Origin of the sequence: Pseudoalteromonas sp. 120-MNA-CIBAN-0494, assembly GCF_040308885.1 — a bacterium.
Taxonomy (GTDB): domain Bacteria; phylum Pseudomonadota; class Gammaproteobacteria; order Enterobacterales; family Alteromonadaceae; genus Pseudoalteromonas; species Pseudoalteromonas nigrifaciens.
The window spans coordinates 12524-31851 of record NZ_JBEOOE010000028.1; the positions used below are offsets into that span (position 1 = coordinate 12524).

The following is a 19328-nucleotide window of genomic DNA, read 5'->3' on the forward strand; positions in this document are numbered from 1 at the left end:
GTGCATATTCCTTGATACATTGAATGAAAATAGTGGTTTAATTATGACCGTTCTCAAGTTAAATACAATCATTCTTCAGTCGTAAGTTATGCTTAGTTTATTTAAAAATCACCTCTTTTAACTTTCTGCATAGCTTTAGTTATTATTTTTAACTCAATTACTTACTTTAAAAATACAAAAACCCCGCTTAGTATTAAGCGGGGTTTGTTTTTACTCTTAAGTAAATTAACTATAAGCCTTAATTAAAACTGAAAACGCATGTTAGCAAAGTAAGCATCGTTGCCTGAATCATCAGCATTGTTACCGTAACCAACTTTAATACCTACATTTTCATTAATGAAATGCTGAGCACCAAAGCTGTAAGCATCTTGCTTGTTGTAGTTAGCAAATACAGATGTTGCTTTTGAGAAGTAGTAGTTAGTTTCTGCTACCCATTGGTTTTGGGCATCATCAATGCTCTCGTATTTACCTTCAAACGTTAAGAAGTTACCTTGTTGCAAGTCAATAAAGTATTTAGCTGCTACTGCACGGTAATCAAAGTCGTCATCAGCGGTTACTGTTACACCAATGTAGTCAGTGCTGTTTAGCATGTGGTTGTAAGCTAAATCAAATAACGCAAAATCTTCACCGTTTTTGTTTTCAACTAAAGTTACTTTAGCCAGTAAGTTTGGGTTAAAAAAGAAACCACCTGAAAGCGTGTAAAACTCATTGTGCGAACCAGTATCAAGGTTACTGTAAGATGCACCTACCACAAAGTTGTTAATAAAGTATTCGCCACCAACTGAAGTTACGTCACTAGAGTCGTCGTCAGCGTAGCTGCCATATACATTACTTTGTTTATTTATGTATTCAAACTGATCGTACGGGCCTAATGTTTTTTTAGGCGATAAATAGTAAATAGAATCCACCGCAACGGTATTGTTATTGCTGCTAGTTTCATGCTTAAAGCCTAGGTTACTAATTGACTGATAGCTATCTGCTGCCATTGCAGTGGTTGCAGCGCTAGATAATAAAATACTTGAGATAATAACTGCTAACTTTTTCATTATGATAAATCCCTATTTATATGACTTTTTTATGTCTTAGCTGGGTAGCTGAGATCGAGGGACATGCTAACGCTGTGAAACTGAATGAAAACTTAACTAAGCACTTGTATTCATTAAGTTAATTGTAATGAAGTGTAGGTATGTGTAAGATTAAAGTAATTGCAACACCATGCTAACAACCACTTTAACTAAACTAAGTATTACAGTGCATATTGGCTAATAATACGATAAACATCATTAATATTATCGCCAGACTTAAAGTCTTTACTAATAGGTGTAGAGTCTGAGCCAACCCATATTTTCAGCTCGGCATCTAGATCAAAATGCCCTGCGCTTTCTTTACTAAACTTTGTTATTTTTGAATAAGCTATACTGATCATCTCCATTTTAGAACCAGTAACACCTTGTTTATCTATCAAGATCAATCGCTTGTTAGTAAAAATAAACATATCGCGTATTACTTTATAAGCCTTTTCAACCTGTTCGCCTTCTATTAAGGTATTTAATAATACTTTTTCTAAGTCGGCATCATCTACTTCGCTAGCGTTACCCATTAACCCACTGAATAATCCCATTATAATTTCTCCTGTTTAAAAATTTGATTCTCTAGGGTGTGTCCGTTCACAAGCTGCCTATATTGCCAGTTATGCTGATGGCAAAAGTTAAGCAATGCAATATCAAGCGGTTCACCTGTAGGCTGGTACTCAATTACAAACTCTTTATGTTGGCTCATATATACACGGCTTATACCTGCAATCGATTGCAACTGTTGCTCTACATTTTGATAATTTTCATTAAGCATTAGGGTATAAAAATGTGTATCTGACTTGTTTTCTTTGGTTTGATGCTCGCTTAAAACGCCTTTATCTAAATGCAATACTTGCGAGCAAAGTCGCTCCAGCTCGGTTAAATCGTGCGAGCTTAAAATAAAAGTAGCCTGCTCACTTAAATCAGAAACCAGCTCGCGTACTTCTCTGGCATGAATAGGATCAAGCCCCGCAGTGGCTTCATCAAGCATCACTATTTGCGGCTCACCAATAAGCGCCTGTGCTATGGTTACACGTTTACGCATACCGTGGGATAAGTCCCCTGCACGCTGCTTTGCAATCTCTTTTAGACCAACCAAGTCAAGTACACGTAGCGCCTCAGTTTGGCTTTGCTTAGCGCCCATACCCTGTAGTTTTGCATAAAAGGCAAGTTGCTTGTCTATATTAAAACGAGGGTCAAGCTGCGCGTCTTGCGGTAATGCACTTACTTTATTAAATAAAGCTGCGCTGCCAGGCTTATGCCCTAATATTTCAAGACTGCCTTTACTGGGCGCTATATAGCCGCATAACAAACTAAATAAGGTGGTTTTACCCGCGCCATTTGGCCCAACAAGCGCCACTGGCGCACCTTTATTTATTTCAAAGTTCACATTATTAAGCGCAAGTTTTGCGCCATACGATTTACTCAAACCGCTGCCTGTAATTAATGCTCTCATAGTGAGCTCCTTGCAAAAACACGCTGAGCAACGCTTAGTAATACCGCTGTTTGGATCAGTGGAATAGCCACCGCGCTTAGTAATGGTAAATTTTGTCCAGCTAATAGCTCTATTTGTACACCCGGAAATAAATAATCAAGCATACCTAATGCGGGGATTTGCCACTGCAAAATACCAACAACAATACCGCCTGCCGTAAAATATAAAATTGCCAACACTATAGATAAACGCGATGAGCGAGCAAAGGTATTTATCAACGTCATAAGAGCTACAAATGGGCACAGAGTAACCACTAATATTAAAAATATAGAAAGTGCGCGGGTAAAGCCACCAGCAAGTAAACTAGGATCTCTAAACCCCAGCACAGCGAGCGTAGCCACCAGGGTAATACCTACCAAGCATGCTAATACCGCTAATTGCCCTAAAAAACGGCCAAAGAGTATTTCAAAACGTATTGAACGCAGCGATAAAAAACGAAGTGTGCCACGCTCTCTATCGCCTACCGTTTGGTCGCTGCAAATAAACACACTAAATATCGGAAAGCTATACAAAGCAATCAGCCAATACATAGCAAATTCGGCCTCAGGCCAATCAAGTAATTTACTTAAACCTATGGAGCCAGATATGTCACGGGCAATTTGTTCAAAATCGGGCGCACTTACAATGCCTACCGCTTGCCCTATCGGGTAGCGCAGTATTATTAGCCACACCAATGCAAAGGCAGCTAATGCAATGAGCCCACGTTTAGTTAAAAACATACGTACGAGCTCAAAGCCTGCTATTTGCGTTAGTCGCCCTATGTTTATCGGTAATGGTGTTGCCATTGACTATCCTTAATGACTTTTTGTTTTCAGTATATTTATCCACACTAAGTGTAAATACCTTGAATTACCAGCAAAAAAAAGCTCACTAATGGTGAGCTTTGTAACAATACATTTTAATCTAACAGCATAAATTACATTAAAAATTATAAATGCTGCTTATAAACCTCAAGTGCTTGGCTTAAGTCGTTGATTAAATCGTCTACATCTTCAAGGCCTATATGCAAACGAATAACGGGCCCTAAATCCCAACCTGTATCCGAACGCAGTCCTTTCATGGTTAAATTAGCGGTTACTAAGCTTTCAAAGCCGCCCCACGAAAAACCCATTTTAAAATAGTGTAGGCTATCTAAAAACGCATCTATGGCAGCCTGATCCCCTGCTTTCATTACTATTGAGAACAAACCATTACTGCCATCAAAGTCACGTTTAAAAAATTCATGCCCCGGGCAAGTAGCAAATGCTGGGTGGCGAATATGATCAACAAGCTCATGTTGCTCAAGCCATGTAGCCACTTCTATTGCTGCTTTTTCGTGTTGATTTAAACGCACAGCCATAGTGCGTAAGCCCCTAAGTGCTAAATATGCATCGTCTGCGCTAGTGCATTGCCCGAGTAAATAGGAGTTTTCGCGCAAAGTTAGCCAATACTTTTTATTAGCAACAGCCACGCCCATCATTACATCAGAATGGCCTACTATATATTTAGTAGCTGCTTGAATACTAATATCAACACCGTGCTCAAGCGGACGATAATGCAAACCGTTGCCATAGGTATTATCAAGCATGGTCATTATGTGGTGCTCGTTTGCTACTTTTACCATAGCCGGTACATCTTGAATTTCCATGGTAATAGAGCCCGGCGATTCCAAAAACAATACCTTGGTGTTTGCTTTAATGTAGTCTTTAATTCCCGCGCCTATAGTAGGTGGGTAATACGTAGTGCTAATACCCAGGCCGGCTAGAATTTTATCGCAAAAATCACGAGTAGGTTCGTATACATTATCAACCATTAAAATATGGTCGCCGGTTTTTAAAAACGACAGCAAAGTTTGGCTAATTGCAGCTGCGCCACACGGATAAAGTACACACCCTTCGCCGCCCTCAAGCTCAGTTATCGCCTCTTGCAGCGCAAAGTGGGTAGTTGTGCCTCTACGGCCATAAAATAAGGTTTTGTCACCACATGTTTTAGCGGCTTTTTTTAATTCTGCTACTGAGTCAAATACTATGGTTGATGCACGTTGCACAACCGGATTAACTACACCGTGGGTATAGGCTTTTTTACGTCCTGATGTAACAAGTTGGGTATTTTTATTGCTTTTGCTCGTCATGCTTAATCCTTATTATTTAGCCAGTACTCAATTAAATAGCGAGAAATAGAATCTGTTCTGGGAAGCTTTAAATGCTCCCCTTCGTCATGCCAATTACCAAACTGGCGTAACTCTTCACGACTAAACCACTTAGCATCGTCAAGTTCGTTTTTATCAACATTAATATCTTCTGTAACCGCTTCGGCAAAAAAGCCCAGCATTATTGATGAAGGAAACGGCCAAGGTTGTGATGCAACATAACGTACATTATTTACTTCAATACCCGCCTCTTCTTTTACCTCACGAGCAACTGCTTGCTCGAGTGTTTCACCGGGATCAACAAAGCCCGCTAACGACGAATACATACCGCTCGCCCACGCAGCTTGACGACCTAGTAAACAGCGCTCTACCCCATCGGCAAACACTTTAGTAACCACCATAATTACTGCAGGATCAGTGCGCGGAAAAGTAGGGTGTTTACAGTTTTCGTTTTCGCATACTCGCGAATGCCCGGCTTCTACTAAATGATTTTTACTGCCGCAACGTCCACAAAAACTATGGGTTGCATGCCAATAACATAAGCCGCGTGCAAGTGCCGCTATTGAAGCGTATTTAATGGTTACTTGAGGGCCGTATTGGCGTATGTCAACAAACTGTGCGCCGTCAATTAAAGGATCAAGTATGCTCGTATCTAGCTTAGATACATCAAGAGCAAACACCCCATCTTTTGCATTGTTTAAGCCAACAAAAATAGCATTCGTTAAATCTAAATGGGCAACCTGTTGATACGATAAATAACTAACTTTTGGGGTATCTTTAATAAATAAGGTTTGATTATTTTTAACTAAAACCCACTTACTTTGCGCCGACATATGCGCTTTAAGCCACTCTGGGTCGTTACGAAAATTTGAGCCTCTGTCTAGTGGCATGTTGCTGTAATGAAGCATTTAAATCCTTAGGTACACGTTATGTTTTAAAATTACCATAACCCTTTAGTAAACCCAATTTATTAGCGCGATAAAAAAAGCCTAAAATAGGCTTAATTGCTATATAACACTGCAGTATTAAAAAGTCTCATGTTGCAGGGGCTAATAGCCTATGTGAGTGTTATTTTTTGGCTATTTAGTAAACCTTGATTTAAAGCAAAAATGTATTGTCGATTAAATGAAATTGCTCAGCACTTTGTTTTAATGCCTCTGCGGTTAACCTATCAGCGCCATATACATCACACGGAACATTATATTGGCTTTTTAAATGCCCCAACAATAAAGCAAAGTCGCCATCACCAGAGAGTAAAATAACTTTATCAAGGTTTTTACCATGCTCAAGCATATCAATGGTTATACCCACATCCCAGTCGCCTTTGGCACTGCCATCGCGGCGTTGAATAAATGGCTTAAGTTTTACCTCAAAACCAATTGCACGCAAAATATTTTGAAACTGGCTTTGTTTTTCATCCCCTCGGTAAATTGCATAAGCAAACGCACATTCAATATTATATTGCTGCGCCATAACTCGCCAAAATGCGTTGTAATCAAAGTTTTTTCCGTAACTTTCACGGCAAGTGTAATAAATATTTTGTACATCGACAAAAATACCTACACGGGGTTTGGTATTTTGCAGCTCGTGTTGTGAAGTCATTTAATTTCCTAATCAGGATTTATAGTAATGGCGTGGTGCTATTAAAATAAGTGTACCTTGCATTTTTTATTTAAGTAACCTAAATTGGTTACTTAACTCCATGTAACCAATTTAGGTTACATTTTAAAAAGTAACTATTTCGAGGCTCATATGATTGGTGTGATCAGCGGCGACATTATTAAATCACAAACTATTCCTCAGCAGCAGTACGATGCCATGCTTTATCAGCTAGAGCAAAGCCTAAGAAGTATTACCACACAGCGCACTCATTGGAATATATACCGAGGCGATGCCTTTCAATTACAGTTAAACAACCCAGAGCAATTATTTAAAACCGCTATTTTAGTGTATTTACACTTAAAAGCATCGGGGTATGAACTACGCCAAAGTATGGCTTTAGGGAAAATAGATAATCCGCGCAGCGATATAAAAACCGCAACCGGCTCTGCCTTTACTCTCTCTGGGCAAGGGCTAGATAAAATAGCCAATCAACGCTTTATTATTAATATTGCAGAGCAACAACTCGATGAGAGCTTAAGCCTTAATCTAGCCTTTGTAGATGTGTTACTCACTAAAATTACGCTAAAGCAGGCCAATGCCTTGTATGTGTACTTAACTAAAGCCGACAACAGCCATGCCGCTGTAGCTAAAGAGCTAAAAACAAGCCGGGAGAATGTTACTAAATTGCTTAATTTAGCGCATTACCAACTAATAGAGCGTTTTATTAAATACACTCAGCAATGTATCCAAAAAATAATCGCAGGAAGTAAATAATGGCATTTTCACTCTTACTCGTTGCCCTTATTATTGGCCACCTACTCGCCGATTTTTACTGGCAACCCATGAACTGGGTAAACGACAGAAACACCCGCCACTTTAAAGCAAAAAAACTTTACTACCATGTATTAGTTCACGGCGTGACTAGCGCACTAATTATTACGCTTTGGGAGTATACCTTTGGCTGGCAACAACTGAGTAGCGTATTTCTTGCCACCAGTATTATCGTGATTAGCCACTACTTTATTGATATTGCAAAATCGTACTCTAATAAAGGCGTAGTGCCTTTTTTATTCGACCAAATTGCACATATCATCATTATTATTGCGATAAGTATTTGGCTAACTGACAATCTGCAGTTTACTAACAGTGTAATGGCGCTATTAACCAACTCAAAAGCGCTGTGGGTTATAGCTGGTTACCTCATTATTTTAAATCCCAGTGCCGTATTTATAAGAATGATGTTAGAGCGTATAACCAACCACTTTTCAAGTGATGGTAGCCTGCCCTTAGCTGGACAAAGTATTGGCATGCTTGAAAGAGTACTGATGCTGACGTTTATCTTATTAGATCAGTTTGCAGGGCTAGGGTTTTTAATTGCCGCTAAATCTGTATTTAGATTTGGCGATTTAAGTGCCAGTAAAGATAAAAAGCTCACCGAATATGTAATGCTAGGCACACTACTTAGCGTAAGTGTTACCTTATTTGTAGGATTAGGAATTAATTACTTAATCAGCTAGCCTGTAATAATAGCAAAGCATACACACTAAAAAATCCCCATTAAAAAACGCGCTACTTGTAAAGCAAGTAAGCGCGTTTTTTGTATCAGCGTTTAAAAGTATTATTAATCGTTGTTACTTGGACGACGACGGCGCTGAGTATTACCACCAACAGATTCGCGTTTTGCCCATGGGCTTTGCGCTTTATCATCCGTTTTAGCTACTGGCTTTTTAGAACCGCCTCTGCGCGCACCCGTACCGTTTCCGCCATTATTAGGCTTTTTATTATTTGGCTTGCTGCTGTCAGATTTAGGCTTATTAAATGGCTGATTGGTCTTTTTAGCTTTTTTAGGAGCGATTGGACGCGCATCTAAGTCGCGCTCTGGTACTGGGTTAACCGGCTCAAAACCTTCTTCGGTAGCACGAGGAATAAGCTCACCAATAAAGCGCTCAATGCCGTATAAATCCACTGCATCTTCCGTGGTTACAAACGAAATTGCATGGCCCGATGCACCGGCGCGGCCAGTACGGCCAATTCGATGCACGTAATCTTCGTATACGTTTGGTAAGTCGTAGTTAACAACGTGTGGAAGCTCCACAATATCTAAACCACGGGCAACAATATCGGTTGCAACTAACACACGTACTTCACCGCTTTTAAAACCATCAAGGGCTTTAACACGTGCGCCTTGCGATTTATTGCCATGAATAGCCGCGCCAACAATATCATCGCGCTCTAGTTGTTTAACTAAGCGGTTTGCACCGTGCTTAGTACGGCTAAATACTAATACTTGCTGCCAATCGTTAGTACGAATTAGGTGGCTTAATAACGCTGTTTTACGTGGTTTATCTACCGCGTAAACACACTGAGTAACGCTTTTAGCTGTGGTGTTTTTTGCAGCAACAGAAATTTCAACCGGATCGTTTATCAACCCTTTTGCCAGTGCACGAATTTCGTCAGAAAAGGTTGCCGAAAACATTAAGTTTTGACGTTTTGCAGGCATTTTTGCAATCAGGCGTTTAATATCATGAATAAAGCCCATGTCGAGCATGCGATCAGCTTCGTCAAGAACTAATACTTCAACACTATCAAACTTAACCGCATTTTGATTATGTAAATCGATTAGGCGCCCCGGAGTTGCCACTAAAATATCAACCCCTTTGCGCAAACGCTGCATTTGTGGGTTAATTTTAACGCCACCGTAAACTACAAACGAGCTTACATTTGAATGCTTTGCGTACTCTTCAACATTTTCACTAACTTGCAAAGCAAGCTCACGTGTTGGCGTTAAAATAAGTGCACGCACATGGTTACTTTTAGCTTTAGGACCGCTAGACAAACGCTCAATAAGTGGCAGTGTAAAACCCGCTGTTTTACCTGTTCCTGTTTGCGCTGCTGCCATCACATCACGACGCTCAATAATCGCCGGAATTGCTTGAGCCTGAATTGGCGTTGGCGTTTCATAGCCCTTCTCTAAAACCGCATTAACTAAAGACTGTGATAAACCTAAACCTTCAAAACTCATATAAACTCTCTTTTAAATAAGGCTAAACTAGCCAGTTGCGCGCATTATACCTATAACCTGCAATATTGCATAAAAATATTCACATCCAACTTTTAGTACTCATTTTTTGCTACTATTAACTACCGCTAAAAATAAATTAAAGAGTTACTTATGAGCTTAAAAACCCAAGCAAACCAAATAACTTTAGTTGAGTGTTTACATAATGTAGAGACTAAGCGGGAAGATGAGGCGAAAACATTACTCGCCCTATTTACAAAAGTCACTAATGAGCAAGCCGTTGTATGGGGTAAGGATATTATTGGCTTTGGCCACTACACCTATAAACATAACTCTGGCAGCAGTGAAAAATGGCCACTCACTGGCTTTTCCCCGCGTAAAACCAAGCTATGTATTTATATAATGCCCGGCTTTGAAGATGAGACGATTAAAACCCTACTTAACCAGTTAGGAAAGCACAGTTTAGGTAAAAGCTGTTTATATATTACAAACCTAGCTAAAGTGGATTTAACGATACTCGCGCAGATTATTACAAGGTCACTCAACATTATGCAGCAGCGCTACCCGCAGTTATAAAACGCAAAAAACGGCTAAAAAGCCGTTTTTTTATATCGCGATATTTACTAGTTATTTAACGCCAAGCTCACGTAAACGCTCTTGCAAGTAACTATCAGCAGTATAGCGCTCTGATAACACCACATCTGGGCGAGGGTGTAAAAATAGTGGTAATGAAATACGCGACTTACTAGACGCTTTACCTGTTGGGTTAATTACCCGATGAATTGTTGAAGGGAAATAACCACCCGACGCTTCTTGTAGCATGTCACCAATATTAATGATCAAGCAACCAAAATCAGAAGGAACATCTAACCAACCGCCTTCGGTATTTTTAACTTGTAAACCCGGTTCATTAGAAGCAGGTAATACAGTTAGCAAGTTAATATCGCCATGCGCAGCTGCACGAATAGCACCAGGCTCTTCATCGCCGGTCATTGGTGGGTAATGTAAAATACGCAGCAATGTTTGCTCAGAATTAGCAATCATATCTTTTAAGTCAATCGAAAATTTAGCACGCACATCTGCTGGTGCTTCTGCTTGTACCCAACTTAAAAGCGTTGCTGCAAACTCATTAGCTAAACGATAGTACTCACGTATGTCTGCTTCTAACTGGGCAGGTACACGGCCTTTAGGATAAACATGGAAATACTCTTTAATGTCTTTAACTTTACAGCCTTTTGCCACTTCAGATACCGAAGGCGGAAAATAGCCATCTTGGGTGTCTTTAGAAAATAAAAAGTCCTGCTTTTGATCTGAGTTAAAAAAGTCTTGCCAATTTTTATAAATAGACTCAACTAAAGATTGCGGAATTGGATGGTTTTTTAATACCCCAAAGCCGGTATTTCTTAATGATTCAACAAATTGAGCAGCCGCATTGTCCGCTTTATAATCAACAGTAGGTAATTGCATTGTACATTCCAGTGAATAGGTTGTGAGAGATCATTTACATTATAGAGGTAGATTACTCTATTTAAGCAGCAAAGCCTGTATTATTACCACCGTGAGGATAGACAAACAGCCCTAAAATCATAAGGACATATGTCCGCACCTTGGCTAGGTGAGCAATCGAGTTGATCTTAATCAAATTATAAATAAAGATTGAAATAACATCACTTCGCACCTATCTCTGAACTATGATAGTAATGTTTATTATTTTGTACTTAAATTTAAGTATTAAGGCTTCTCATGCGACAAAAAGTATCTTTTAAAAGTGGTGATTTAAAATTGGCAGGACAACTTGAACTGCCCTCTGGTGAAATTAAATTTTACGCCCTATTCGCACACTGTTTTACCTGTGGCAAAGATATAGCGGCGGCAACACGTATCAGCCGTGCACTCACACAACAAGGGATTGCAGTATTACGATTTGATTTTACCGGCTTAGGTAATAGCGATGGCGACTTTGCCAATAGTAATTTCTCATCTAATATTCAAGACTTAGTAGCGGCCGCTAATCACCTGCGTGAACATTTTGGTGCGCCGCAGCTACTTATAGGCCACAGCTTAGGTGGAGCAGCAGTGCTGGCCGCTGCAGAGCACATACCAGAAGTATCGGCAATTACTACCATAGGTGCGCCGTCAGATGCACAACACGTAGCACACAACTTTAAAGCCCACCTAGATGAAATTAACGCAGCTGGCGAAGCTAAAGTAAATTTAGCAGGCCGCGAGTTCACTATTAAAAAACAATTTATAGACGATATAGCTAAGTACGATAAAAGCCACATAAGTAAACTTAAGCGCGCATTATTAGTAATGCACTCCCCTATTGACGCGACTGTAAATATTAGCGAAGCCGAAAAAATTTACGCATCAGCTAAGCACCCTAAAAGCTTTATTAGCCTAGATAACGCCGATCACTTACTTACTAATAAAAACGATGCCGACTACGCAGCAGATATTATTGCCACCTGGGCCAATCGTTATGTAAATTACGATAAAACTAAATATACGGCTAAATTAAATAATGGCAGCGTATTAGTAGAAGAAAAAGACCATGTATTTACTCAGCACGTAAGCACCAAAGAGCATACCTGGCTTGCTGACGAACCACTTAAAATGGGGGGCAAAAATCTAGGCCCAGATCCGTATGAGCATTTACTCGCGGGGCTTGGCGCGTGTACCTCTATGACACTGCGCATGTATGCGAGTCATAAAAAGTTACCGTTGGAACATGTCAAAGTTGAGCTTGAGCACACTCGCGATTATAAAAAACAAGACGGTGACGCAGAGCAAGGCCAAGGTGTTGAAGCTATTACGCGTAAAATCACCTTAACGGGCGACTTAACCCCCGAGCAACGCGCGCGCCTTCTCGAAATTGCTAATAAATGCCCAGTGCATAAAACCCTGCACAATAACCCACTGGTGATAAGTGAATTGGTAGAGTAACGTATAATAATTTTAATTCTGTATATAAAATAGCGCAGTTAAAGCTGCGCTATTTTTTCATCTTGTTAAGCTAAATAATTAATTATTTTAAATGTGTGCGATAATAACCGTCATTGTTCCAATATTTTTAGCAAAAGAATCCATCCATGAAATCATATAACACCATTGCAGAACGAATTGAAATTTTACAAAGCCGAATCGAAGCCTATAAAGACGAAATTGAAGTATTAAAAGCTGAACCTAAAAGTGATAACGAACGCATTATTTTTAAGTTTATTGAAACCGGCAGCACGGGTAAAACCAAAGACTATGTACGTGGTTTAGGCATTAAATCGTCTCGCGATAGCTTATATTCGTCGGGTGATGTAACTAAGCTAATTAAAGATGGCGCAACCGATATTTCGCCAGCGTTGCTTGAAATAGCCAGAGTGCTTGCAAGTGCACGTAATAAAAATGGCCCTAGCTGTTAAAAAAGCTTAATTAGCCGTGTAGTAACGGCTAATCCACCAGCTCCACACCTAATCCGCTGAGTAAATTCAACGCTTCAAAACGCTCAAATTTAGCCTTGGTTATTTGGTTGCTATTTAAATCGATATTAAATTGCGTGGCACCAACAAAGTCGCACTGGCTTAAATTAGTTTGAAAAAACTCGCTATCACGAAAATCAGTACCGCTAAATTTACTCTTAGCTAAATTTGCGTGCCTAAAGTCTACATTTTTTGCAAAGCAATCTGTTAGTTTAAGTGCTTTTAGAGTTAGTTCAAAAAAGGAACTGTGGCTAAGCTCACAGTGACTAAAACTCACAGCAGCATTAACACTAAGCTGCGGCCAGTTTATATCACTCCACTGTATACTGTTTAATTTACAATGACTAAAGTCAACATTTTCGAGTGAGCTATAACCCCATTTTAGTGATGCTAAATTGCATTTTTTAAAGCTGCATTCTATAAAACGGCAGTGTTTAAATTGGCCATTTGAAAAGTCGCAATCTGTAAAAGTACAGTCTTCAAACTCTATATTCTCAAAAACCTGCTCTGTCAGTGCTAATGCTGTAAATTGTTGATCAAAATAGTGATTATTATTTTCTATAGACACGGTCTGAATATTACCTTAACGCGCAAATTGAGCTTTTTTAGGGAGATCTTTTTTCAGCGCGAGTATCGCTATAAATATTAAACCCAGAGGTAAAATTAGCGATAAACAGCCACCAACAAAAGCAATGACACCTGGATTAGTACTTTTTCGTTTACCTAATTTATAACTAATAAAAGCAAAAATAGGCACTAATAAAAGTATAAAAAAAGCGATAAACTCGCCAAAAAGAGTGATGTTAACTGACATAAGAATTCCTTTTCATCTGTATGATTATTGCAGTACTAAATTTAACCATAAAAAAACCCTTAAGCCTACACTTAAGGGTTTAATTTTTAATTATCTAACGCATATTTACAAAACACTGTAAAAATAATTTACTCTGCGCTTAGTACCGCTTTTTCTACTACGCTAATTGCAAGTTCTGCTAACGAATCAGCATTAGGCTTACTTGGCGCATTGGTTAATAAACACGACGCCTGCGTAGTTTTAGGGAACGCAATAACGTCACGAATGTTATCAGTACCACAAAGCAACATAGCTAAACGGTCAAGGCCAAAAGCTAAACCAGCATGTGGTGGCGTACCGTATTTAAGTGCGTCAAGTAAAAAGCCAAACTTGTCTTGTTGCTCTTGCTCATTAATACCTAAAATTCTAAACGCAGCTTCTTGCATATCAGCATTATGAATACGTACCGAACCGCCACCTACTTCGTAGCCGTTTAATACCATATCGTACGCATCTGAAATAGCAGCCGCAGGGTTTGCTTCAAGTTCACTTGCGCTCATGTCTTTTGGCGCAGTAAATGGATGATGTACAGCGTGCAGCGTACCTTCGTCATCTTCTTCAAACATTGGGAAGTCTACAACCCAAAGTGGTGCCCAGCTATCAAGGTTAGTGATTTCTAAATCAATACCAATTTTAACGCGCAGTGCGCCCATTGCTTCATTTACTGTGTTGCGCTTATCGGCACCAAATAAAATAATATCGCCCGACTGTGCATTAGTACGCTCAAGTAACTGAGTAATTACATCTGCAGTTAAAAATTTAGCTACTGGTGACTGCACGCCTTCTGCGCCCGCAGTGTGATCGTTTACTTTCATCCACGCCATGCCTTTAGCGCCGTAAATACCAATAAACTTAGTGTAATCGTCAAGTTGTTTACGCGAAAGCTTAGCACCACCTGGTACAGTTAATACCGCAACACGGCCTTTTTCGTCATTTGCAGGGCCTGAGAAAACATTAAACTCTACGTCTTTAACTAAATCGGCAATATCAACAAGCTTCATTGGATTACGTAAATCAGGCTTATCTGAACCGTATAAGCTCATTGCTTCGCTGTAAGGCATAATTGGAAAATCGCCTAAATCTACATTTAACAATGTTTGCCACATTTCGCGGATCATTTTTTCAGTCATACCACGTACTTGATCAGAGCTCATGAACGAGGTTTCAATATCTATTTGAGTAAACTCAGGTTGGCGATCGGCACGTAAATCTTCATCACGGAAACATTTTACAATTTGGTAGTAACGGTCAAAACCCGACATCATCAACAATTGCTTAAACAACTGCGGCGACTGCGGTAATGCGTAAAAGCTACCTTTATGAACACGGCTCGGCACTAAATAATCGCGCGCGCCTTCTGGCGTTGCTTTAGTAAGTACGGGTGTTTCTATGTCTAAAAAGCCGTTTTCATCTAAAAAGCGACGCACAAAGCTGCTTGCTTTAGCGCGTAATTTAATGCGGTCGCTCATTTCTAAACGACGTAGGTCTAGGTAGCGGTATTTTAAACGACGCTCTTCAGAGTTCACTTGGTTAAAATCAAGTGGTAATGGCTCTGAGCGGTTAATAATATTAAGCTCAGTACCTAAAATTTCGATTTCGCCTGTAGGCATGTCTTTATTTACTTGGCTATCTGGGCGTGCACGTACAATACCTTTTAACTGCACACAAAATTCTTGGCGAAGCGTGTTAGCTGAACTCATTAACTCTTCAATGTCAGAATCGAATACAACTTGTACTAAACCTTCTCTATCGCGTAAATCGACAAAGATAAGTCCACCAAGGTCACGTCGTTTGTTGATCCAGCCACATAGTTCAACTTCTTGATCTATGTGAGTTTTATTTAGCTGTCCGCAGTATATAGAGCGCATAGTTTTCCTGTCAGATAAAAGGAGTGCAACGGTCAAAAAACATTCGTTTTAAGTAGGGTAAATCTTTTTTATAAATACGAATATAAAAATAACACCGCTAGCAATTCAAAATAATCAAATTAAGCCCTGTATTATACGCAAGTGATATGAAGATACTAGGGCGGGTGTCGTTTTTTGCATCGGATTTAAAGCAGCATATTTTATTATTTGATACACTATAGCTACTTTATAATTAGGCGTTAGTTTGTATGCTATATATTGGGTGCCCACAGTGGTCAAGCAATGCGTGGAAAGGCAATTTATTTTCGAGCCAATGTAAAAATACCGATATGCTAAGCCAATACGCGCAACATTTTAACTCTGTAGAGGGAAATACCAGCTTTTACGCCGATCCATCCCCAAGTACTCTTTTACGCTGGGCAAACAGTGTACCCGACGATTTTAAATTTACCTTTAAGTTTCATCGGCGCTTTAGCCATGAGCTAAAGCTGACTAATGTACACAACGAGCTAACCGCTTGGCTTAACTTATTTGCACCAATTTTAGAAAAAACCGGGCAAATTATGCTGCAACTGCCAAGTGCCTTTGGCCCTAATGATTTACCCAAGTTAGCGCAATTTATTAGTCTATTACCCAAAGAGCTAAACTTTGGGGTAGAAGTTCGCCATCCGGCATTTTTTCAAAAGGGTGAAGCCGAAATAGCGCTTAATCAATTATTAATGGCAAATAACATAAACCGTATAGCCATGGATACCCGCGCCCTATTTGCAGTTAAAGCGAATACAGAAGCGCTGATTGATGCACAACAAAAAAAGCCGCATCTGCCCGTGCATGCTATTGCTACAAGTGAGCAACCCATGGCACGTTTTGTTATTGCTAATTTACAAAGTGAATATAAAACCTTTTATAAGCCTTGGCTTAGTAAAGTAAAACAGTGGCTTGATGAAGGAAAAACGCCCTATGTATTTTTTCATACCGCAGACAACCGAGAAGCACCATTATTAGCAAGGCAGTTTTGTAAGGACCTAGGTTATAACCACAAGGTACTAAATCCATTTAGCGGCGAGGCAGAAGCCCACCAGCAAGCACTGTTTTAAATAACCACTTACAACAAATAAAATGTTAGAACTTAGAGAGCAACATGAGTGAATATGCACGTTATTTTACCGGCTACCCTGCAAACATTGTTGAGCAAGTATTAAATCTAATCAGCAATGATAAAGTAAGTAACTACTTACTTAAAAAGTATCCGCAGGCACATAATATTACCAGCGACAAAGCACTTTTTAGCTACGCCACAGAGCTTAAAAAACAGTATTTAAAAAATGCCCCGCCGTTTGGTCGCGCCGCATTTAAAAAGCAAGGCGACATGGTCACTAATGCACTTGGCACGCACACCTGTCGTATGCAAGGTAAAACTCGCAAGCACGATTTGGCCATCAACAGTGATTTACTGCGCGCTCCCGAGCCGTTATTAAAAGCCTTAGTGGTACACGAGCTCGCTCATTTTAAAGAAAAAGACCATAACAAAAGTTTTTATAAACTTTGTTGTCACATGGAGCCAAGTTACCACCAGCTAGAGCTTGATTTACGCATTTTTTGCGTGGCTGTAGAGCAAGGCAATAATCCTTACTTAAAATGAGCTAATTAAATTGCCGTAAACGCGCTAGTAAATGCACATTAGCTAAGGCAAAACTGTAAATTTAGTTAAACCTATAAGTTGCCCCGATTCTGTTACTACTTGCACCTGCCATTTACCGACAGAATCAGTTGGGAAATTTACTTTATGGGTCCACGCTCTATAACCTTGCTCTCGCCCACCACTTATATTTAGTGTGATCCGATCTACTTCTTTATTGTTGTATAGCCACACATGAAATATCTTTTCATTTAATCCTCTGGGCGCTTTAACAGCAGTCCACGTATATAACCCCTGATGATGTAGTGAATAAGAGTCTAATTGCTTAATATTACCAATAGGTTGGCGTTGCTCTAAATCAACCTCGTGCGATAAAGTAATATCGGTTAAGCGCAAAGCCGCTGGCGGCACCCAGCTACGTAGTTGCCATAAGCCAGCACTCAATATACACAAAATCACTACCAATAAAGGAAATCGCCACCAGCGGGTATTAGGCATTAAGTTGCCTAAACTGGGGAGGGTAAAAATAACAGCAGTAACCAAAGCAATTGCTAAGCTTTGGCTAGTAGTTACATTAAATAAAATAGGCAAAGTAACCAATATAACGACAAACAATGCAAAGTTATGAAACACCGCAAATAACATGCGATTTTTTGCTAACTTTTTATAATACAAAGGATCAATTACCGATATGACTGCACACATTATCATTAGCGCGGTAAAAATAGCTTGCGGGTGATCCCACTGCGTTACCGCTAAAAAAAATGGCAAAGCAAAAAACAGGCTTTCTTGTTGCACCATTTGTAAAGCAAAGCGCATAAAGTTGGGCGATACCGCGACACCAAATCTTTGCTCTACTTTATCGCGCAACCAGTTATCAATAATTAACCATACCCAGCTCACTAGCAAAAATATGGCAATAAATTGCGAAAACGATTCTTTTCGCTCAACTAACACATAACTTGCCACACCAGAGCAAAATGCTATTACTGCTAATAATCCCGGCCGCTGTTGCATTGCGATTATAAATTTTGTTATTAAACTTTTAAAATAGTCCATCTAATTTGGGGTCCGTACAAGTGTGCATGCTAAAGCGCTTAAAAACATAAGCGTTTTATCTTAAAGTAATTACCTGAACAACACATAAATAGCATAAAACCCCTTAGCTTATTAACAATATAATAATCGGTAGTAATATTAAGTGATGACTATTTTGGTTGTTTTAAATGGGTGCGCGAAATTTCTTCATTTACCCAGTGTAGTAACTGTTTTATTGCCTTAGATAGCACCTGATTTTGCCGCACTATATAACCTAAACTGGTGGTTGGGAATTGCGGTAAAGCCGTTACTGTATTGGTTAAATTAGCTTTAGAGCGCAGCGAAAACTCAGGAACAATTGCCACGCCAAAACCAGCTTCTGCCCAATCAATTTGTGCATCAACACTACCCACTTCCATAACCCGATAACTCGGTAAATTTAAAGACGGTAGCGCATTATCTAATAACTCTCGGGTGCGGGTATCGTGGCCTAATAAAATTAATGTTGGCGGCTCAGTGAGTACCATACTTTCATCGTTTTTTGCTTGCTGCCATAACGCTAAATTATTTCCCAGCGCACACCACTTTATCTGTTGGAGTTCACTAAAATGCAGTGGCTCACTTTCTTTTTGAGCAATTACAAAGCCTAAATCGGCTTCTGCACTTTTAACCAGCGCCGATGCCTGTGACGAGGTGGTATTAAGCAAGGTAAAATCAATCCCCGGGAACTGGGTTTTAAACAGCTGAAAAGGCTCTATGAGTAACAAGCGAGAAATAATATCACTGGCTGCAATGGTGAGTGTGCCTTGGCTTAAGTTATTTATTGCATTTAGATCAGACTGACATACCTTCAATTCCCATAAGGTTTTTTGCCCCGACTGTAATAAACGCAAACCCGCTTGGGTTAAACAAAAGGGGTTACGCTCGATTAACTTTACCCGCGTCATTTTTTCTAACTGCTTAATATGCAAGCTCACATTAGGTTGCGTCATGTGCAGTGCACTTGCCGTTTTACCAAAGTGCTTTAGCTCTGCTAATGTAACAAAGGTTTTTAACCAATGAATATCTAACATCTCACTTCCTTAATATTGCACACGCCATATGGAATCCTTATTGATATTATAATTATAATTAATTTCT

General features: G+C 39.6%; 21 protein-coding genes. 7 read left to right on the plus strand and 14 right to left on the minus strand.

Annotation, left to right across the window (positions count from 1 at the left end; all coding sequences use genetic code 11):
* Positions 1 to 242 precede the first annotated feature (242 nt).
* The 7 genes from AAEY55_RS14345 to AAEY55_RS14375 all read right to left on the minus strand — a co-directional run bounded on the left by AAEY55_RS14345 (position 243) and on the right by AAEY55_RS14375 (position 6298).
* Complete coding sequence (locus AAEY55_RS14345) at positions 243 to 1046, minus strand: putative porin (RefSeq protein ID WP_179808248.1); 804 nt, start codon at positions 1044 to 1046, stop codon at positions 243 to 245.
* A 200-nt stretch (positions 1047 to 1246) separates the two neighbouring features.
* Positions 1247 to 1621: a PH domain-containing protein gene (locus tag AAEY55_RS14350; RefSeq protein ID WP_011328588.1), complete on the minus strand. Its 375-nt coding sequence runs from the start codon at positions 1619 to 1621 to the stop codon at positions 1247 to 1249.
* Positions 1621 to 2529, minus strand: a complete 909-nt coding sequence (locus tag AAEY55_RS14355) for an ABC transporter ATP-binding protein (RefSeq protein ID WP_011328589.1) — start codon at positions 2527 to 2529, stop codon at positions 1621 to 1623. Before AAEY55_RS14355 ends, AAEY55_RS14350 begins: the two co-directional genes overlap by 1 nt.
* Positions 2526 to 3353: an ABC transporter permease gene (locus tag AAEY55_RS14360; RefSeq protein ID WP_179808247.1), complete on the minus strand. Its 828-nt coding sequence runs from the start codon at positions 3351 to 3353 to the stop codon at positions 2526 to 2528. Before AAEY55_RS14360 ends, AAEY55_RS14355 begins: the two co-directional genes overlap by 4 nt.
* A gap of 143 nt (positions 3354 to 3496) precedes the next feature.
* The gene (locus AAEY55_RS14365) at positions 3497 to 4678 is read right to left on the minus strand and encodes a cystathionine beta-lyase (RefSeq protein ID WP_179808246.1); all 1182 of its coding nucleotides are present in this window, start codon (positions 4676 to 4678) and stop codon (positions 3497 to 3499) included.
* Between the two features lie 2 nt (positions 4679 to 4680).
* Positions 4681 to 5604 (minus strand): NAD(+) diphosphatase, encoded by a 924-nt coding sequence (gene nudC, locus AAEY55_RS14370; RefSeq protein WP_179808245.1) that lies wholly within the window; start codon positions 5602 to 5604, stop codon positions 4681 to 4683.
* A gap of 190 nt (positions 5605 to 5794) precedes the next feature.
* Positions 5795 to 6298: an NYN domain-containing protein gene (locus AAEY55_RS14375; protein ID WP_086999215.1), complete on the minus strand. Its 504-nt coding sequence runs from the start codon at positions 6296 to 6298 to the stop codon at positions 5795 to 5797.
* Between the two features lie 150 nt (positions 6299 to 6448).
* Here AAEY55_RS14375 and AAEY55_RS14380 point away from each other — a divergent pair, with 150 nt between their 5' ends.
* Together AAEY55_RS14380 and AAEY55_RS14385 are read left to right on the plus strand one after the other, a co-directional pair.
* Positions 6449 to 7072 carry a hypothetical protein gene (locus tag AAEY55_RS14380; RefSeq protein ID WP_041454486.1) on the plus strand — a complete coding sequence of 208 codons (624 nt, stop codon included), beginning with the start codon at positions 6449 to 6451 and terminating at the stop codon, positions 7070 to 7072.
* Positions 7072 to 7815, plus strand: a complete 744-nt coding sequence (locus AAEY55_RS14385) for a DUF3307 domain-containing protein (protein WP_350551885.1) — start codon at positions 7072 to 7074, stop codon at positions 7813 to 7815. The genes AAEY55_RS14380 and AAEY55_RS14385 overlap by 1 nt, the downstream gene beginning before the upstream one ends.
* A 104-nt stretch (positions 7816 to 7919) precedes the next feature.
* On the opposite strand, the gene AAEY55_RS14390 is transcribed toward AAEY55_RS14385, so the two are convergent.
* The gene (locus AAEY55_RS14390) at positions 7920 to 9320 is read right to left on the minus strand and encodes a DEAD/DEAH box helicase (RefSeq protein WP_011328596.1); all 1401 of its coding nucleotides are present in this window, start codon (positions 9318 to 9320) and stop codon (positions 7920 to 7922) included.
* Positions 9321 to 9470: 150 nt separating this feature from the next.
* On the opposite strand from AAEY55_RS14390, the gene AAEY55_RS14395 reads away from it, so the two are divergent.
* Positions 9471 to 9893 carry a DUF1801 domain-containing protein gene (locus tag AAEY55_RS14395; RefSeq protein ID WP_011328597.1) on the plus strand — a complete coding sequence of 141 codons (423 nt, stop codon included), beginning with the start codon at positions 9471 to 9473 and terminating at the stop codon, positions 9891 to 9893.
* A 51-nt stretch (positions 9894 to 9944) separates the two neighbouring features.
* Here the strand turns inward: AAEY55_RS14395 and AAEY55_RS14400 are convergent, their stop codons facing one another.
* A complete protein-coding gene (locus AAEY55_RS14400; RefSeq protein ID WP_058373708.1) occupies positions 9945 to 10784 on the minus strand; it encodes an isopenicillin N synthase family oxygenase in 840 nt (279 codons plus the stop codon).
* A gap of 276 nt (positions 10785 to 11060) precedes the next feature.
* Here AAEY55_RS14400 and AAEY55_RS14405 point away from each other — a divergent pair, with 276 nt between their 5' ends.
* A complete protein-coding gene (locus AAEY55_RS14405) occupies positions 11061 to 12263 on the plus strand; it encodes a bifunctional alpha/beta hydrolase/OsmC family protein (protein WP_197182166.1) in 1203 nt (400 codons plus the stop codon).
* Positions 12264 to 12409: 146 nt separating this feature from the next.
* A complete protein-coding gene (locus AAEY55_RS14410) occupies positions 12410 to 12733 on the plus strand; it encodes a hypothetical protein (protein ID WP_011328600.1) in 324 nt (107 codons plus the stop codon).
* Between the two features lie 28 nt (positions 12734 to 12761).
* Here the strand turns inward: AAEY55_RS14410 and AAEY55_RS14415 are convergent, their stop codons facing one another.
* From AAEY55_RS14415 to aspS, 3 genes are all read right to left on the minus strand, one after another.
* Positions 12762 to 13358, minus strand: a complete 597-nt coding sequence (locus AAEY55_RS14415) for a pentapeptide repeat-containing protein (RefSeq protein ID WP_011328601.1) — start codon at positions 13356 to 13358, stop codon at positions 12762 to 12764.
* Positions 13359 to 13373: 15 nt separating this feature from the next.
* A complete protein-coding gene (locus AAEY55_RS14420) occupies positions 13374 to 13604 on the minus strand; it encodes a hypothetical protein (RefSeq protein ID WP_011328602.1) in 231 nt (76 codons plus the stop codon).
* Positions 13605 to 13732: 128 nt separating this feature from the next.
* Complete coding sequence (gene aspS / locus AAEY55_RS14425; RefSeq protein WP_350551890.1) at positions 13733 to 15511, minus strand: aspartate--tRNA ligase; 1779 nt, start codon at positions 15509 to 15511, stop codon at positions 13733 to 13735.
* A 248-nt stretch (positions 15512 to 15759) separates the two neighbouring features.
* Between aspS and AAEY55_RS14430 the strand changes: the two genes are divergently transcribed.
* Both AAEY55_RS14430 and AAEY55_RS14435 read left to right on the plus strand, forming a co-directional pair.
* Positions 15760 to 16608, plus strand: coding sequence for a DUF72 domain-containing protein (locus tag AAEY55_RS14430; RefSeq protein WP_011328605.1), 849 nt, complete (start codon positions 15760 to 15762; stop codon positions 16606 to 16608).
* A gap of 44 nt (positions 16609 to 16652) precedes the next feature.
* Positions 16653 to 17153, plus strand: a complete 501-nt coding sequence (locus tag AAEY55_RS14435) for a YgjP-like metallopeptidase domain-containing protein (RefSeq protein WP_350551894.1) — start codon at positions 16653 to 16655, stop codon at positions 17151 to 17153.
* Positions 17154 to 17195: 42 nt separating this feature from the next.
* On the opposite strand, the gene AAEY55_RS14440 is transcribed toward AAEY55_RS14435, so the two are convergent.
* Both AAEY55_RS14440 and AAEY55_RS14445 read right to left on the minus strand, forming a co-directional pair.
* Positions 17196 to 18209, minus strand: a complete 1014-nt coding sequence (locus AAEY55_RS14440) for a DUF5924 family protein (RefSeq protein ID WP_089368522.1) — start codon at positions 18207 to 18209, stop codon at positions 17196 to 17198.
* A gap of 149 nt (positions 18210 to 18358) precedes the next feature.
* Complete coding sequence (locus AAEY55_RS14445; protein ID WP_089368523.1) at positions 18359 to 19261, minus strand: LysR family transcriptional regulator; 903 nt, start codon at positions 19259 to 19261, stop codon at positions 18359 to 18361.
* Positions 19262 to 19328 lie beyond the last annotated feature (67 nt).

Excerpts from the sequence above, each read along its gene's own strand:
- AAEY55_RS14345 (WP_179808248.1), bottom strand. The coding sequence starts at position 1,046 with ATGAAAAAGTTAGCAGTTATTATCTCAAGTATTTTATTATCTAGCGCT.
- AAEY55_RS14350 (WP_011328588.1), bottom strand. The coding sequence starts at position 1,621 with ATGGGATTATTCAGTGGGTTAATGGGTAACGCTAGCGAAGTAGATGAT.
- AAEY55_RS14355 (WP_011328589.1), bottom strand. The coding sequence starts at position 2,529 with ATGAGAGCATTAATTACAGGCAGCGGTTTGAGTAAATCGTATGGCGCA.
- AAEY55_RS14360 (WP_179808247.1), bottom strand. The coding sequence starts at position 3,353 with ATGGCAACACCATTACCGATAAACATAGGGCGACTAACGCAAATAGCA.
- AAEY55_RS14365 (WP_179808246.1), bottom strand. The coding sequence starts at position 4,678 with ATGACGAGCAAAAGCAATAAAAATACCCAACTTGTTACATCAGGACGT.
- nudC (WP_179808245.1), bottom strand. The coding sequence starts at position 5,604 with ATGCTTCATTACAGCAACATGCCACTAGACAGAGGCTCAAATTTTCGT.
- AAEY55_RS14375 (WP_086999215.1), bottom strand. The coding sequence starts at position 6,298 with ATGACTTCACAACACGAGCTGCAAAATACCAAACCCCGTGTAGGTATT.
- AAEY55_RS14380 (WP_041454486.1), top strand. The coding sequence starts at position 6,449 with ATGATTGGTGTGATCAGCGGCGACATTATTAAATCACAAACTATTCCT.
- AAEY55_RS14385 (WP_350551885.1), top strand. The coding sequence starts at position 7,072 with ATGGCATTTTCACTCTTACTCGTTGCCCTTATTATTGGCCACCTACTC.
- AAEY55_RS14390 (WP_011328596.1), bottom strand. The coding sequence starts at position 9,320 with ATGAGTTTTGAAGGTTTAGGTTTATCACAGTCTTTAGTTAATGCGGTT.
- AAEY55_RS14395 (WP_011328597.1), top strand. The coding sequence starts at position 9,471 with ATGAGCTTAAAAACCCAAGCAAACCAAATAACTTTAGTTGAGTGTTTA.
- AAEY55_RS14400 (WP_058373708.1), bottom strand. The coding sequence starts at position 10,784 with ATGCAATTACCTACTGTTGATTATAAAGCGGACAATGCGGCTGCTCAA.
- AAEY55_RS14405 (WP_197182166.1), top strand. The coding sequence starts at position 11,061 with ATGCGACAAAAAGTATCTTTTAAAAGTGGTGATTTAAAATTGGCAGGA.
- AAEY55_RS14410 (WP_011328600.1), top strand. The coding sequence starts at position 12,410 with ATGAAATCATATAACACCATTGCAGAACGAATTGAAATTTTACAAAGC.
- AAEY55_RS14420 (WP_011328602.1), bottom strand. The coding sequence starts at position 13,604 with ATGTCAGTTAACATCACTCTTTTTGGCGAGTTTATCGCTTTTTTTATA.
- aspS (WP_350551890.1), bottom strand. The coding sequence starts at position 15,511 with ATGCGCTCTATATACTGCGGACAGCTAAATAAAACTCACATAGATCAA.
- AAEY55_RS14430 (WP_011328605.1), top strand. The coding sequence starts at position 15,760 with ATGCTATATATTGGGTGCCCACAGTGGTCAAGCAATGCGTGGAAAGGC.
- AAEY55_RS14435 (WP_350551894.1), top strand. The coding sequence starts at position 16,653 with ATGAGTGAATATGCACGTTATTTTACCGGCTACCCTGCAAACATTGTT.
- AAEY55_RS14440 (WP_089368522.1), bottom strand. The coding sequence starts at position 18,209 with ATGGACTATTTTAAAAGTTTAATAACAAAATTTATAATCGCAATGCAA.
- AAEY55_RS14445 (WP_089368523.1), bottom strand. The coding sequence starts at position 19,261 with ATGTTAGATATTCATTGGTTAAAAACCTTTGTTACATTAGCAGAGCTA.